Source organism: Pseudomonas sp. NPDC090208 (assembly GCF_044746785.1).
Classification (GTDB): domain Bacteria; phylum Pseudomonadota; class Gammaproteobacteria; order Pseudomonadales; family Pseudomonadaceae; genus Aquipseudomonas.
Genome location: NZ_JBIVCU010000001.1, coordinates 399,784 through 414,737, shown reverse-complemented (window position 1 = coordinate 414,737; position 14,954 = coordinate 399,784). Strand labels below are relative to the sequence as shown.

The following is a 14,954-nucleotide window of genomic DNA, read 5'->3' as shown; positions in this document are numbered from 1 at the left end:
GACAGAAGTGCGGCCGCTATTCTTGCGGGACACAACTATAAAATCAGGGGCAACAACTCAATGACTACAAGCACTGCTCTGGGTGGTTCTGCCGCCCAGCCTGCGTTCTTGTCCAAGGAACGCATCATCGCCAAAAGCGGTTTCAACCGCTGGATGGTTCCGCCAGCTGCGCTGGCGATTCACCTGTGTATCGGTATGGCCTACGGCTTCTCGGTGTTCTGGCTGCCGCTGTCCAAGGCTATCGGCATCAAGACCGCCGTGGCCTGCGCGCCGGACATGGGCTTCTTCGAGCAAGTCTTTTCGTCCAGCTGTGACTGGCCGATCTCGATGCTCGGCTGGATCTACACCCTGTTCTTCATCTTCCTCGGCTGCTCGGCGGCCATCTGGGGCGGCTGGCTGGAACACGCCGGCCCACGCAAGGCCGGTGTCGTCTCGGCCCTGTGCTGGTGTGGCGGTCTGCTGATCTCGGCGCTGGGTGTGTACACCCACCAGATCTGGCTGATGTGGATCGGTTCGGGCGTGATCGGCGGTATCGGTCTGGGCCTGGGTTACATCTCGCCGGTGTCGACCCTGATCAAGTGGTTCCCGGACAAGCGCGGCATGGCGACCGGCATGGCGATCATGGGCTTCGGCGGTGGTGCGATGGTCGGTGCGCCGCTGGCGACCGCACTGATGAGCCACTTCGCGACGCCGGACAGCGTCGGCGTCTGGCAGAGCTTCGTCGCCATGGCGGTGATCTACTTCGTCTTCATGATCGGTGGCGCCCTGGCGTACCGCGTTCCGCCAACCGGCTGGAAGCCTGAAGGCTGGACCGCGCCGGCGAAGAAATCCAACAGCGCCATGGTCACCAACCGTCACGTCCACGTCAGCGTGGCGTGGAAAACCCCGCAATTCCGTCTGGTCTGGCTGGTGCTGTGCCTGAACGTATCGGCGGGTATCGGCATCCTCGGCATGGCTTCGCCGCTGCTGCAGGAAGTGTTCGGCGGCAAGCTGCTGGGCACCGATCAGGGCTTCGCTCAACTGGACGCTTCGCAACTGGCGGCCATCGCTGCCATCGCGGCGGGCTTCACCGGTCTGCTCAGCCTGTTCAACATCGGTGGTCGTTTCTTCTGGGCATCGTTCTCTGATTACATTGGCCGCAAAGCCACGTATTTCGTGTTCTTCGCCCTGGGCTTCCTGCTCTATGCGTCGGTGCCGACGCTGGGTCACCTGGGCAGCGTCGCGCTGTTCGTGGCGGCGTTCTGCGTCGTGCTGTCGATGTACGGCGGCGGTTTCGCCACCGTTCCGGCTTACCTGGCCGACCTGTTCGGTACGCAGATGGTTGGTGCGATCCACGGCCGCCTGCTGACCGCCTGGGCTGCTGCCGGCGTGCTGGGTCCGGTGCTGGTGAACTACCTGCGTGAGTATCAGTTGAGCCACGGCGTTGCCCGTGCCGACGCTTACGACATCACCCTGTACATCCTCGCCGGTCTGCTGGTGCTGGGCTTCATCTGCAACATGCTGGTGCGCCCGGTGGCCGACAAGTACTTCATGACTGACGAGCAACTGAAGGCCGAACAGGCCATCGGTCACGACGCCGGTGCCGATCACACCACGTCGCTTGAGTGGAAAGCGGCGCCGGGCACCAAGCCGCTGGCGATCGCCGCCTGGCTGGTGGTGGGCATTCCGCTGGCGTGGGGCGTGTGGATCACCCTGCAGAAGACGGCGGTGTTGTTCCATTAAGCCGTCGTTGGCATTGATCCGGGTTCACCGGATCGATGCCAAACCTGTGGGAGGGAGCCCTGCTCGCGAACGCGTCAGTTCAGACACGGCAAAGGTGTCTGACACATCGCCTTCGCGAGCAGGGCTCCCTCCCACAATTGTTTTATGTGCATTCACATTCGCTTGTGTACACATGCCTATCGCGGGCAAGCGCGCTCCTACAGTCCGTTTGTACAGACATGTATAGCTTCGGCAGGCGGCAATCAGCCCGTCAGTCATATCACCCTTCGTGTTTCTGTTTCCCCGCCACACGCCTATAATGTCCGCCTTTTCGCCCAATGATTTTGCGGAGCTGGTGATGGCCGAACGTAAGGCGTTCGTCGAGCGCGACACCCTGGAAACCCAGATCAAAGCCTCGATCAACCTGGATGGCACCGGAAAGGCCCGATTCGATATCGGTGTCCCTTTTCTTGAACACATGCTCGACCAGATCGCCCGTCACGGGCTGATCGACCTGGATATCGAAAGCAAGGGCGACCTGCATATCGACGACCACCACACCGTGGAAGACGTCGGTATCACCTTGGGTCAGGCCTTCAGCAAGGCCATCGGCGACAAGAAAGGCATCCGCCGTTACGGCCACGCCTATGTCCCGCTGGACGAAGCGCTGTCGCGCGTGGTCATCGACTTCTCCGGCCGTCCGGGCCTGCAGATGCATGTGCCGTACACCCGCGCCACCGTGGGCGGCTTCGATGTCGACCTGTTCCAGGAATTCTTCCAGGGCTTCGTCAACCACGCCAACGTCACCCTGCACATCGACAACCTGCGTGGGCACAACACCCACCACCAGATCGAAACCGTGTTCAAGGCTTTCGGCCGCGCGCTGCGCATGGCTGTCGAACTGGACGATCGCATGGCCGGGCAAATGCCATCGACCAAGGGTGTCCTGTAATGCAGACGGTAGCCGTCATTGACTACGGCATGGGCAACCTGCACTCGGTGGCCAAGGCCCTCGAACACGTAGGCGCCGGCCGTGTGCTGATCACCAGCGACGCCGACGTGATCCGTGAAGCCGACCGCGTGGTGTTTCCCGGTGTCGGTGCGATTCGTGACTGCATGGCTGAAATTCGTCGTCTGGGCTTCGATGCGCTGGTCCGTGAAGTCAGCCATGATCGTCCGTTCCTTGGCATCTGCGTCGGCATGCAGGCCTTGCTCGACCGCAGCGAAGAAAACGACGGCGTCGACTGCATCGGCGTGTTTCCGGGCCAGGTGCGTTTCTTCGGCAAGGATCTTCACGAAGACGGCCAGCACCTGAAAGTCCCGCACATGGGCTGGAACGAAGTCACCCAGTCGGTGGACCACCCGCTGTGGCACGGCATTCCGGACAAGGCGCGGTTCTACTTCGTGCACAGCTATTACATCGAGTCGGCGAACCCGCGTCAGGTGGTCGGTCGTGGTCATTACGGCCGTGAGTTTGCCGCCGCGCTGGCTGACGGTTCGCGGTTTGCCGTGCAGTTCCACCCGGAGAAGAGCCATACCCATGGCCTGCAGTTGCTGCAGAACTTCGCCGCATGGGACGGCCGCTGGTAATGAACCGTAAGAACAAGGCGCCGATCCTGACCCTCACTCCCGAACAGGAGAGTGCGGCCTGTCACACGATCAAGCGCTTCATGGAGGACCGCTTCGAACTGGACCTGGGTTCGTTCGAGGCGGCAGAAATCCTTGAATTGTTCAGCCGCGAAATTGCACCGCACTATTACAACCGGGCGATCTTCGACGCGCAGGCGCTTTTGAAAGAACGTTTTGAAAGCCTCGAAAGCGACGTCTGGGCCCTGGAAAAGAGCAGCTGAAAGCGACGAGCTTGAAGCAGCAAGAATGATTGATGCGTGCTCGCTTGCAGCTTAAGGCTTGCAGCCTGCAACTTTTGTGACGAAGGAAAAAGCTGATGCTGATTATCCCCGCTATCGACCTCAAAGACGGTGCCTGCGTGCGCCTGCGTCAGGGCCGCATGGAAGACTCCACCGTGTTCTCCGACGATCCGGTGAGCATGGCCGCCAAGTGGGTCGAGGGCGGTTGCCGCCGTCTGCATCTGGTCGACCTGAACGGCGCGTTCGAAGGCCAGCCGGTCAACGGTGAAGTGGTCACGGCCATCGCCAAACGCTACCCGAACCTGCCGATCCAGATCGGCGGCGGCATCCGTTCGCTGGAAACCATCGAGCATTACGTCAAGGCCGGCGTCAGCTACGTGATCATCGGCACCAAGGCGGTCAAGCAGCCTGAGTTCGTCGCTGAAGCCTGCCGCGCGTTTCCGGGCAAGGTGATCGTCGGTCTGGATGCCAAGGACGGTTTCGTCGCCACCGACGGCTGGGCTGAAGTCAGCTCGGTGCAGGTGATCGACCTGGCCAAGCGTTTTGAAGCGGACGGCGTCTCGGCCATCGTTTATACCGACATCGCCAAAGACGGCATGATGCAGGGCTGCAACGTACCGTTCACCGCCGCGCTGGCTGCTGCCACGAAGATCCCGGTGATCGCTTCCGGCGGCATCCACAACCTGGGCGACATCAAGGCCCTGCTGGACGCCAAGGCGCCGGGCATCATCGGCGCGATCACCGGCCGTGCGATCTACGAAGGCACCCTCGACGTTGCGGAAGCCCAGGCGTTCTGCGACTCGTACAAGGGCTGAAGCATATCGATCCCTGTAGGAGTGAGCTTGCTCGCGATGCGTAATGTCGGTCGGCACCACCGGCACAGATAAATCGCTATCGCGAGCAAGCTCACTCCTACGGGAGCCTTGATCAAGTCAACGTATTTTGACGTTGGGTAACCCCCCCAACCGTTTTCGGAGAATAGGCCCATGGCCCTCGCCAAACGCATCATCCCCTGCCTGGACGTCGACAACGGTCGTGTGGTCAAGGGCGTGAAGTTCGAGAACATCCGTGACGCCGGCGACCCGGTGGAAATCGCCCGTCGCTACGACGAGCAGGGTGCCGATGAGATTACCTTCCTCGACATCACCGCCAGCGTCGATGGCCGTGATACCACGCTGCACACCGTCGAGCGCATGGCCAGCCAGGTGTTTATCCCGCTGACCGTGGGCGGTGGCGTGCGTACCGTGCAGGACATCCGCAACCTGCTCAACGCCGGTGCCGACAAGGTGTCGATCAACACCGCTGCGGTGTTCAACCCGGAATTCGTTGGCGAAGCTGCTGCCCGTTTCGGTTCGCAGTGCATCGTCGTCGCCATCGACGCCAAGAAAGTGTCCGGCCCTGGCGAAGCGCCGCGCTGGGAAATCTTCACCCACGGCGGGCGCAAGCCGACCGGCCTGGATGCGGTGGAGTGGGCGAAGAAAATGGAAGGCCTTGGGGCTGGTGAAATCCTGCTGACCAGCATGGACCAGGACGGCATGAAGAACGGCTTCGACCTGGGCGTCACCCGCGCCATCAGCGATGCACTGGGCATTCCGGTGATCGCGTCGGGCGGTGTCGGCAACCTGCAACACCTGGCCGATGGCGTGCTGCAAGGCCACGCCAGCGCGGTGCTGGCGGCGAGTATTTTCCACTTCGGCGAATACACCGTGCCGGAAGCCAAGGCATTCATGGCCAAGCAAGGCATCGTTGTTCGGTAAGGCATTGGTTGGCAGCGGCCTGGCTTGCCGACGGTGGTGATTGCAAAGATCACTGTCGCCAGCAAGCCATGCCGCTACGTAGCCTGAATCAAGGCTCCAGCAGGTCGGTACGCGGCGCAGACCGCTGCATTGATAAGTCGACGACGATCGAGCACAACTTCACTGGCAATTGCGCTGTTGCAAACTTCAGCGGTTCTCCGTCCTCCTGGGCATATCCCTTCTGATCATCGCAATCCGTCTCATCCGGTGCGCCGGCCTTGAAGGCGTAGAGAAAAAACCAGGGTTCAGCGTGCTGCGGTGTGACCTGATACCCATCGGCGACACGCTCGATCGCCAGCCACGGCAGGCGGCTCGGTCCTGCTTCCACAAGCTCCACTGACACGATGAAGGGCTTGTTCATCATTTCCGCTGCAGGCCGCTGTTCCTGTGATTCGACGCCGATAATGCAGAGCATATGCATGCCAGGTGTCGGGCCGATGGGGTCGTCGATGTGTGCGTCAGTGCTGGCAATGGCGTCGCTGTAGCCTGTCGGGATTATGCAGGCCGACGGGCTGCGCACGATTTTGTAGCGATAGAACGGAGTGTCCAGCGAGAACGCGAACGACCACGTGGGGATCACGTCGTTGCCATGCTCATCCACCGTAATGCGTGAAAACGAAATGGGCACCGTTTCGTCGTCGACTGTCATGTGCCGAACCGGTTGCAGCGGGCAGTGCGTGTCGGACGGATCGAACCGTCCTTGCTTGAAGCAGCTCTGCAGGCCTGTGACGGGGCTTGAGTAGTTGCTCTCTGCTGACCAGACGGCTTCTCCGTCGTTTATCTCGCACGGCGTGTTGAAGTAGCAGCGGGACTCTTCGCGGGTATTGCGAGTGGTGGTGCCGATGATGCCTATCACCCGGTTCGAGTGCCGGTCCAGCACCGGGCTGCCCGAGCTTCCGGGAGCTATCCCCAGGCAAAGGTTTTTTTGCGCAGCGCGAGACACATAAATGCCCTCGACGAAATCCTTGATGCTGTCCAGCGCACACGTCGACAGGCGCAGGCCCGGTGCATCGGCATGGCCGGAGGGGTTGCCGACGATCATCAGGTCCATTCCAGTCATGGGCGTTTCGGTGCTGATTTTCAGCGGCTCAATGCCGATGTCGAGCAGGTCCTGAAGCGGTGCATCCAGTTCGATGATCGCGATGTCGACGCCGCGCAGGCTGGCGCCTGAGGCTTTTTTCACGGTATAGCGTCGAGTGTTTTGCAGGTTGCCGAGGAAGTAGTCGAAATCGATGTGACCGTCCATGGGCACATCGGCCGCGACGTTGAGTGCGTCCTTGATCACGCAGTGGCCACTGGTTGCGACGTAGGCCGGTCCGGAGGCTTGATCGTTGCTGTCGCGCGAGTCGAGCAGCCATGCGGTACAACTGGCCTCCGGCTGCTCCTCGCTCATTTGCAGGCGGCCGATGCTTCGCCAGTGGTTGTATTGACCCTGAGCGTTATCCAGAGCGATGGGGGCGGAAAGGTTCTTCAGGCCCTGGGCGTAATCCGTGGCGCAGGTGGTTGTCGCCGCGACGAGACTGAGTGTCGTCGCGAGTATGCAGAGGGGAAGTTGCAGTTTCATGGGCAGCCTTTTTTCTGAGGGTTTCTGGCAGCTAGTCAGAAAAGGCGCGGGTCGACGGCATAGATAAATATTGCCGAGATGCATGTGCTCACGCTCGATGCGGGCCGCACTGGACAAGGGTACGAGGCGCCTGCACTCTGTGCGGTGTCATGGATCGGGATCGTTCGTATGCGCAAGGCTTCAGCATTTCTTTATGCACTGATCGGTTGTGCCCTGAGTACCGTCGCTCATGCGGAAGAGCCAAACAGTGGCACGGTCGAAACACAAAAACCGGCTTATTCGATGGTGCTGCTGACCGAAAATTTCCCGCCTTACAACATGGCCGTCGACGGCAAAAACTTCGCCCAGGAAAGCAATATCCAGGGGATTGCCGTCGAGATCGTCCGTGAGACCTTCAAGCGTGCCGGCATCGGCTACAACATGACCCTGCGCTTCCCATGGGAGCGGATCTACAAGCTCGCGCTGGAAAAGCCCGGCTATGGCGTGTTCGTGACGGCGCGGCTGACCGAGCGCGAGAAGCTGTTCAAGTGGGTGGGGCCGATTGGCCCGGATGACTGGATCATGCTGGCCCGCGCCGACAGCCCGATTCAGTTGAGCAACCTGGAAGAAGCGCGTCAGTACAAGATCGGTGCCTACAAGGGCGACGCCATCGCCGAAGAGCTGGGCCGCCAGGGCATGAACCCGATCACCGTGCTCAGCGACAAGGACAACGCCCGCAAGCTGGTCGAGGGGCAGATTGACCTGTGGGCCACGGGCGACCCGGCGGGGCGCTATCTGGCAAGACAGGAAGGCGTGACGGGCCTCAAGACCGTGTTGCGCTTCAACAGCGCCGAGCTGTTTCTGGCGCTGAACAAAGACACCCCGGATGAGGTGGTGAAGCGCTTGCAGGCGGCGCTGGATCAGCTGCGCAAGGAAGGCAAGGTCGACAGCATTCTGGGCAAGTATCTCTAACGCCATACCTCCCCGGCGATTTCACCGCCGGCAAGCCGGATTGCCACGGACTGTGTAGGAGCTGGCTTGTCCTGCGACCTGCCGGGAACCGGCAGTAATGCCGGTGAATGCGGTGTGTCAGGTAAATCGGGTGTACAGGTTTTACGACGGGTTCCCCGCCGGTCGCAGGGCAAGCCAGCTCCTACAGGCCAGCACAAGCCAGTTGCAATGCCGGCGCTACCGATACACCCCGTCTTTGCCATGCCCCGCCATCGCCTGATTGCCGCGCACGCTGATCATGTGACGCAGCTCGATCCAGTCGATGCCCTGGGCTTTGAGCTTCGGCAGCTCGCGCTCCAGAACGTCCAGCGTCACCGGGTACGGGTGGCCGATCATCACCGCCGAACCCTGCTTGTGGGCCAGCCGGATCGCGCTCTGCAATTGGCCGTTGATGGCTTCCGCCGTGCGTTCGTCATCGAGGAACACATCCCGCGACAGACTCGCCAGGCCGATTTTCTGCGCCTCGGCAGCCGCCACGGTTTTTGCGCTGGTGCGGCTGTCGACGAAGAACAGATGACGCCGTTGCAACTCACCCACCAGCCAGGCCATCGCCACCGGTTCGGCAGTCATGCGGCTGCCTTCGTGGTTGTTGATGCCCGCGGCATACGGCACTTTCAACAGCGCCGCATTCAGGCGCGATTCCAGTTCCGGCAGCGGCAGGTCGGGGCGCCAGGCGTAAGGGCCGGTCGCCGGGTCCATGGGCATGTGCAGCATCACCGTCTTGCCAGCCTTGTGGGCCTGACGGGCGAAGTCGGTGGCGTGGGGGGTGTCCGGCATGATCGCCAGCGTCACCGGGCCGGGCAGGGCCAGCGCGCGGCGATCACGTTCGGGCGTCTGCCCGAGGTCGTCGATGATCAGGCTGAGGTAGGCGACCTTCGGCTTGTTGCCGTCGGTGTCGGAAGCGGAGGCGGGCGCCCCGTGGGCGATGCCCGCCATAACAGCAAGGGCTCCGAGGAGCCCGGTCAAGCGAAAGCGCATATCAATTGCCGCGTGTGACACTCAATCCCTTGAGCAGGCTGAGGCCCTGGTTCAACTGGTAATCGTCGTCCTGCGGACGCGCCTTGCCAGCCTTGGACTTGGTGGTCGGTTTGTCCGCGCCGCCGTTGCCGTTGCCCAGGTGGCCGAGCAGATCGGCCTCCTTGTAGTTCTCGCCGTCGGCCTCGGTAGTGACCTTGGCGCGTTTGACTTCGATGTCCGGATTGATGCCCTGTGCCTGGATCGAGCGGCCGTTCGGCGTGTAGTACAGCGCCGTGGTGATCTTCAGCGCACGGTCGTTGGCCAGTGGCAGCACGGTTTGCACCGAGCCTTTGCCGAAGGTGTCGGTGCCCATCAGGATGCCGCGTTTCTGGTCTTGCAGGGCGCCGGCAACGATCTCCGAAGCCGAGGCGCTGCCGCCGTTGATCAGTACCACCAGCGGCACGCCTTCGCTGGCGTCGGCCGGGTCTGCGGAGAAGCGCAGCTCGGAGTTGGCGATACGGCCCTTGGTGTAGACGATCAGGCCCTTGGTCAGGAAGTGGTCGGCCACTTCCACCGCTGCCTGCAGCACACCGCCAGGGTTGTTGCGCAGGTCGAGGATCAGGCCGTTCATTTTCTTGCCGTTGTCCTTGCGCAGCTTGGCCAGTGCCTTGCCGACTTCTTCGCCGGTCTTGACCTGGAACTGGGTGATGCGGATGTAGCCGTAGCCTGGCTCCAGCATCTGCGACTTCACGCTCTTGACCTGGATGGTGGCGCGGGCCAGCGTCACGTCGAACGGGTTGCCGCCGTCACGCACCAGGGTCAGGGTGATTTTCTCGCCGATCTTGCCGCGCATCTTGTCGACCGCTTCCTGCATGGTCTGGCCTTGGGTCGGCGCGCCGTTGATCTTGACGATCAGGTCGCCTGCCTCGATGCCGGCCTTGGATGCCGGGGTATCGTCGATAGGCGAGACCACCTTGATGAAACCGTCTTCGACACCGACCTCGATGCCCAGGCCGCCGAATTCGCCGCTGGTGCTTTCCTGCAGCTCCTGGAAGTCTTCCGGGCCGAGATAGGCAGAGTGCGGGTCAAGGTTGCTGAGCATGCCCTTGATGGCGTTCTCCAGCAGAGTCTTGTCGTCCACCGGCTCGACATACGCGGCCTTGATCCGGTCCATCACCTCGGCAAAGGTGCGCAGCTCGTCAAGCGGCAGCGGCGCCTTGATGTTCGCCGCCGTGGCAGGCGACGAGGCAGCAGGCGTTGCCGCAGGGGCGGCACCGGCAGCCTGGGCCAACGGAGCACCGATAACCACGGCGATAGTCAGGGCCAGCGAGGTGAGGCGGGAGGAAAACAGCATGTCTTACGAACTCCTGATTGAGGCGCCGACTTATCCTTGAGAGCGACACCATTGCGCCGGATCACTGGGGCGACCCTGCTGACGAATAGCGAAATACAGCGCCGGAGTGTCCTGACCGCCACCACTGTTGCCGACAGTGGCGATTGCTTCTCCGGCTTTTACAACATCACCAGCTTCCTTCAACAGACTCTGGTTGTGACCGTACAGGCTCAGGTAGCCGTTGCCGTGGTCGAGAATGACCAGCAGGCCAGCCCCGCGCAGCCAGTCGGCGAAGACCACACGACCGCCATGCACAGCGTGTACCTGACTGCCGGCGGCAGCGCTGATCATCACGCCATCCCACTTGGTCCGGTCATCATCGCCTCGGGTTTCACCGAAACGCGCCAACAATCGACCATCGACTGGCCACGGAAGTTTTCCCCGTGCCTGTTCAAAAGCTCCGCCGAAGGACTGGCCAGCGCTGGAAACCAGTGCGCCGGGGGCCTTGACCGGTCGGCGCGGGGCTTCGTCGCTGTCATTCTTGTCGCGGTTTTTGGCGAGGGCTTCCTGCTCGCGCTGGCGCTTTTCAGCCTCCTGCTGAGCCAGCAATGCTTTCTGCCGCGCCTCTTCGGCTTCGCGGGCCTGACGGGCGAGGGTTTCTTCGATGGTCTTGAGGACTTTAGTCAGGTCTTCCTGATCCTGCTGGCGCGCCTGCAATTTCTGATCGCGGGCCTTGTAGTCCTGGTTCAGCTTGGCGAGGGCGACCTGGCGCTCCTGGCGCACGGTGTCGAGCTGCGCCTTCTGATCATCCAGCGAGCTCTTCTGCACCAGCAACTGGGCCTGCTGCAGGTCGATTTCCTTCTCGACTTCGGCCAACTGACGCAGCGTCTCGTTGAAGGTGTGCAACTGCTCCAGACGCGCCTTGCTCAGGTAGTCGTAGTAGGTGAGGGTGCGGGCGAATTTTTCCGGGTTCTGCTGGTTGAGCAGCAGTTTGAGGTATTCCTGGCGGCCATTCTGGTAGGCGGCGCGGGCCTGTATCGCAATCAGTCGTTGCTGTTCAACGCGTGCGCTTTGGAGTTTTTTTTTCTCTCCATCGAGCCGTTCCAGCTCGGTTTCACTCTTTTTTAGTTCTTTTTGCAGGGCCTCCACCTGCTTTTCCAGCTTGCCCATCTGCGTTTCTGTACTGCGCAGATCTTTCTGCACGCCGGATTTTTCTTCCTGCAACTGGCCCAGAACCTTCTTCAGCTCGGCAATGTCCTGACGTGTGGCATCCAGCTGTTTTTGGGTTTGCGCACGCTCGTCATCGGCAAACGCCGGTTGGAGTAGGCAAATCAATGCAAGGGCGATCAGGGCGCGGAGCATGGGGTTGGGCGATACCAGGAGTGAAGACGGGCTTAGTATGCCCGCCGAAGGCTGCAAAAAAAACGCTCAGTGGGTGCCGCTTACAGACATTTCATACAAAAAGCGGCCCCGTTCTTCATTAAAGCCGGCCTGTCGGAGTTCGACAGGCCGATCTTGAGCCTGTCAGGGCTTGACCAGAATCGAAGTGCCGGTCATTTCTTTCGGGATTTCCAGGCCCAGCAAGGTCAGCATGGTCGGTGCCACGTCGGCCAGCACGCCGCCTTCGCGGACTTTCAGGTCACGCTTGCCGACGTAGACGAACGGTACCGGCTCGCTGGTGTGCGCGGTGTGCGCCTGACCGGTGCTGTCGTCGGTCATCTGCTCGACGTTGCCGTGGTCGGCAGTGATCAGCGCTTCGCCGCCGACCTTTTCCAGAGCCTCGGTGATGCGGCCGACGCAGACGTCCAGACATTCCACCGCCTTGACCGCCGCTTCCATGATGCCGCTGTGGCCAACCATGTCGCCGTTGGCGTAGTTGACCACGATCACGTCGTAACGCTGGTTTTCGATGGCGTCGACGATCTTGTCGGTGACTTCCGGCGCGCTCATTTCCGGCTGCAGGTCGTAGGTGGCAACTTTCGGCGACGGAATCAGAATGCGCTCTTCGCCTTCGAACGGCTCTTCACGGCCGCCGGAGAAGAAGAAGGTGACGTGGGCGTATTTCTCGGTTTCGGCGATGCGCAGCTGGGTCTTGCCGTTTTTCGCCAGGTATTCGCCAAGCACGTTGTCCAGGCTGCCGGCAGCGAAGGCCGACGGCGCAGGGATGCTGGCGGCGTATTGGGTCAGCATGACGTAACCAGCCAGTTTCGGCTGGCGGGCACGAGCGAAGTCCTTGAAGTCGTCTTCGACGAAGGCGCGGGTCAGCTCACGGGCACGGTCGGCACGGAAGTTCATGAACACCACGGCGTCACCGTCTTCGACCTTGGCGGCGTCGCCGATGCGGGTGGCCTTGACGAATTCGTCGTTCTCGCCGCGCTCGTAGGCGGCGTCCAGCGCGGCCTTGGCGTCAGCGGCCTGGAACTCGGCCTTGCTGTCGACGATCAGGTCGTAGGCGGCTTCGACGCGGTCCCAGCGGTTGTCGCGGTCCATGGCGAAGTAGCGGCCGACGATGGTCGCGATACGGCCTTTGCCCAAGCGCTTGTAGGCGGTTTCCATGGTGTCGAGGTATTTGTGCGCGCTGCGTGGCGGCGTGTCGCGACCGTCGAGGAAAGCGTGCAGGTAGATCTTCTCGGCGCCGCGCTTGACCGCCAGCTCGACCATGGCCACCAGGTGGTCTTCATGGCTGTGTACGCCGCCGTCGGACAGCAGGCCCATGATGTGCACGGCCTTGCCGGCGGCCACTGCCTTGTCCACCGCTGCACAGATGGTCGGGTTCTCGAAGAACTCGCCGTCGCGGATCGCCTTGGTCACGCGGGTGAAATCCTGATACACCACGCGCCCTGCACCCAGGTTCATGTGGCCGACTTCGGAGTTGCCCATCTGCCCGTCCGGCAGGCCGACGTCCATCCCGGAGCCGGAGATCAGGCCGTTGGGCATGGTCTTGTACAGGCGATCGAAGACCGGCATTTTCGCCGCGTAAACGGCGTTGCCGTGATGGCTGTCGCTGTGACCGAAGCCGTCCAGGATGATCAGAACCAGAGGTTTAGGCGCGGTAGTCATGAATCCCACTCTTGGCTAAAAGGTGAATTGGAAAAAAGATCGACATTCTAGGCTTTGTTCGAAATGTTTTCGAGCGAAGGCCAGGCAAGGCGAAAAGCGGCGAGGAAGCGGAGTTTACGAGTTGTAAATGAGCATTCCGAGCCGATTTTCAACGCAGCATGGCCGAGCGCAGATACATTTCGTCAACGCCTGGGGGCTGTTGCCATGCCAGCGCGAGCAGGCCCGTGCTGAAAGGACAGCGCACGTGCATTCAGGTTCAAATGGCATGACCGCCGTACGGGCTTTGGCCGACCTTGGCTGCTGTGTATACTGGCCGGCATTTTAACGCCCTGGAACCCGATGATGGTCGATCACCTGATTGCATTTGCCACTAACCACTATTTGATTTCCGGTGCCTTTGTCATTCTGCTGGCGCTGTTGATCGCCACCGAGCTGAGCAAGGGCGGCAAGAGCCTGAGCACAGGCCAACTGACCGCGATGGTCAACAACGACTCGGCTGTGGTCATCGACGTGCGCGCCAAGAAGGACTACGCCACCGGGCATATCGTCGGTGCGCTGAACTTCCCGCAGGACAAGCTGATGAGCCGTACTTCGGAGTTGGAGAAGTACAAGTCCAAGACGCTGATCATCGTCGACGCCGCCGGCCAGCACGCCGGTCACAGCGCCAGCGAGCTGCTCAAGGCCGGTTTCACCGCCGCCAAACTGTCTGGCGGCATTTCGTCCTGGCGTGCCGACAACCTGCCACTGGTGAAGTGACATGGCTGAAGTCGTCGTTTATTCCAGCGATTACTGCCCGTATTGTTCCCGCGCCAAGTACCTGCTGGAGAGCAAGAACGTCGACTTCGAAGAGATCAAGGTCGACGGCAAACCACAGATCCGCGCTGAAATGACCAAAAAGGCCGGGCGTACGTCGGTGCCGCAGATCTGGATCGGTTCGGTCCATGTCGGTGGCTGCGATGACCTGTTCGCCCTGGAGCGTGCCGGCAAGCTCGATGCGCTGCTCAGTGCCTGAATTCGAAACCTACAAGACCTTAAAGAGAAGGATCTGAAATGAGCGATCAAGCGAACACCGCTATCAACGAAGAAGCGCCACAGTTCTCCCTGCAGCGTATCTACGTGCGTGACCTGTCCTTCGAAGCGCCGAAAAGCCCGGCGATCTTCCGTCAGGAGTGGACGCCAAGCGTCAGCCTGGACCTGAACACCCGCCAGAAGCAGCTGGAAGGCGATTTCTATGAAGTCGTGCTGACCCTGTCGGTGGAAGTGAAGAACGGCGAAGAAATCGCTTTCATCGCTGAAGTGCAACAGGCCGGTATCTTCCTGATCAAGGGCCTGGACGCCGCTTCGATGAGCCACACCCTGGGCGCGTTCTGCCCGAACATCCTGTTCCCGTACGCTCGCGAAACCATCGACAGCCTGGTGGTCCGTGGCTCGTTCCCGGCGCTGATGCTGGCCCCGGTGAACTTCGACGCCCTGTACGCGCAGGAACTGCAACGCATGCAAGAATCCGGCGAGACGCCGACCGTTCAGTAAGCGTTGATGCGGTAAAGAAAAAAGCGCCTGTGATGGGCGCTTTTTTTGTGGGGGCGGGTTTTGGTTGGATGGGTGGTTTGGGATTCTTACTTTGGTGCCCTTCGGGCGCTATCGCGAGCAAGCTCACTCCTACATTTTTTGCAACGTGCCATGGC

15 protein-coding genes are annotated in these 14,954 nt (G+C 61.2%); 10 read left to right on the top strand and 5 right to left on the bottom strand.

Annotated elements, in window-relative coordinates; translation table 11 throughout:
* Positions 1–60: 60 nt before the first annotated feature.
* From ACIPL0_RS01720 to hisF, 6 genes are all read left to right on the top strand, one after another.
* On the top strand, positions 61–1,722 hold the full coding sequence (locus ACIPL0_RS01720) for an OFA family MFS transporter (protein ID WP_400594336.1): 1,662 nt from the start codon (positions 61–63) through the stop codon (positions 1,720–1,722).
* Between the two features lie 337 nt (positions 1,723–2,059).
* A complete protein-coding gene (gene hisB / locus ACIPL0_RS01715) occupies positions 2,060–2,653 on the top strand; it encodes an imidazoleglycerol-phosphate dehydratase HisB (RefSeq protein WP_062379429.1) in 594 nt (197 codons plus the stop codon).
* A complete protein-coding gene (gene hisH / locus ACIPL0_RS01710) occupies positions 2,653–3,291 on the top strand; it encodes an imidazole glycerol phosphate synthase subunit HisH (protein WP_400594339.1) in 639 nt (212 codons plus the stop codon). The genes hisB and hisH overlap by 1 nt, the downstream gene beginning before the upstream one ends.
* The gene (locus ACIPL0_RS01705) at positions 3,291–3,551 is read left to right on the top strand and encodes a DUF2164 domain-containing protein (protein ID WP_400594341.1); all 261 of its coding nucleotides are present in this window, start codon (positions 3,291–3,293) and stop codon (positions 3,549–3,551) included. Before hisH ends, ACIPL0_RS01705 begins: the two co-directional genes overlap by 1 nt.
* 95 nt (positions 3,552–3,646) lie before the next feature.
* On the top strand, positions 3,647–4,384 hold the full coding sequence (hisA, locus tag ACIPL0_RS01700; RefSeq protein WP_400594344.1) for a 1-(5-phosphoribosyl)-5-[(5-phosphoribosylamino)methylideneamino]imidazole-4-carboxamide isomerase: 738 nt from the start codon (positions 3,647–3,649) through the stop codon (positions 4,382–4,384).
* 171 nt (positions 4,385–4,555) lie between these two features.
* Positions 4,556–5,326, top strand: a complete 771-nt coding sequence (gene hisF / locus ACIPL0_RS01695; protein ID WP_400594346.1) for an imidazole glycerol phosphate synthase subunit HisF — start codon at positions 4,556–4,558, stop codon at positions 5,324–5,326.
* Positions 5,327–5,414: 88 nt separating this feature from the next.
* Here the strand turns inward: hisF and ACIPL0_RS01690 are convergent, their stop codons facing one another.
* Complete coding sequence (locus ACIPL0_RS01690) at positions 5,415–6,929, bottom strand: trypsin-like serine peptidase (protein ID WP_400594349.1); 1,515 nt, start codon at positions 6,927–6,929, stop codon at positions 5,415–5,417.
* A gap of 168 nt (positions 6,930–7,097) precedes the next feature.
* Here ACIPL0_RS01690 and ACIPL0_RS01685 point away from each other — a divergent pair, with 168 nt between their 5' ends.
* On the top strand, positions 7,098–7,880 hold the full coding sequence (locus tag ACIPL0_RS01685; protein ID WP_400594352.1) for a substrate-binding periplasmic protein: 783 nt from the start codon (positions 7,098–7,100) through the stop codon (positions 7,878–7,880).
* A 216-nt stretch (positions 7,881–8,096) separates the two neighbouring features.
* Here ACIPL0_RS01685 and ACIPL0_RS01680 read toward each other — a convergent pair whose 3' ends face one another.
* From ACIPL0_RS01680 to gpmI, 4 genes are all read right to left on the bottom strand, one after another.
* Complete coding sequence (locus tag ACIPL0_RS01680) at positions 8,097–8,897, bottom strand: divergent polysaccharide deacetylase family protein (RefSeq protein ID WP_400594354.1); 801 nt, start codon at positions 8,895–8,897, stop codon at positions 8,097–8,099.
* Position 8,898: 1 nt separating this feature from the next.
* Entirely contained in the window at positions 8,899–10,230 is a 1,332-nt protein-coding gene (locus ACIPL0_RS01675; RefSeq protein WP_400594357.1) for a S41 family peptidase, read from the bottom strand.
* Between the two features lie 30 nt (positions 10,231–10,260).
* Entirely contained in the window at positions 10,261–11,571 is a 1,311-nt protein-coding gene (locus tag ACIPL0_RS01670) for a murein hydrolase activator EnvC family protein (protein ID WP_400594360.1), read from the bottom strand.
* A gap of 162 nt (positions 11,572–11,733) precedes the next feature.
* Entirely contained in the window at positions 11,734–13,269 is a 1,536-nt protein-coding gene (gpmI, locus tag ACIPL0_RS01665; RefSeq protein ID WP_400594363.1) for a 2,3-bisphosphoglycerate-independent phosphoglycerate mutase, read from the bottom strand.
* Positions 13,270–13,611: 342 nt separating this feature from the next.
* Between gpmI and ACIPL0_RS01660 the strand changes: the two genes are divergently transcribed.
* From ACIPL0_RS01660 to secB, 3 genes are read left to right on the top strand one after another with little or no spacing between them, the layout of a single operon-like run.
* Entirely contained in the window at positions 13,612–14,025 is a 414-nt protein-coding gene (locus tag ACIPL0_RS01660; protein ID WP_400595169.1) for a rhodanese-like domain-containing protein, read from the top strand.
* A gap of 1 nt (position 14,026) precedes the next feature.
* Positions 14,027–14,281: a glutaredoxin 3 gene (gene grxC, locus ACIPL0_RS01655; RefSeq protein WP_062379408.1), complete on the top strand. Its 255-nt coding sequence runs from the start codon at positions 14,027–14,029 to the stop codon at positions 14,279–14,281.
* Between the two features lie 38 nt (positions 14,282–14,319).
* On the top strand, positions 14,320–14,799 hold the full coding sequence (gene secB / locus ACIPL0_RS01650; protein ID WP_400594366.1) for a protein-export chaperone SecB: 480 nt from the start codon (positions 14,320–14,322) through the stop codon (positions 14,797–14,799).
* The last annotated feature ends 155 nt before the right edge of the window (positions 14,800–14,954 follow it).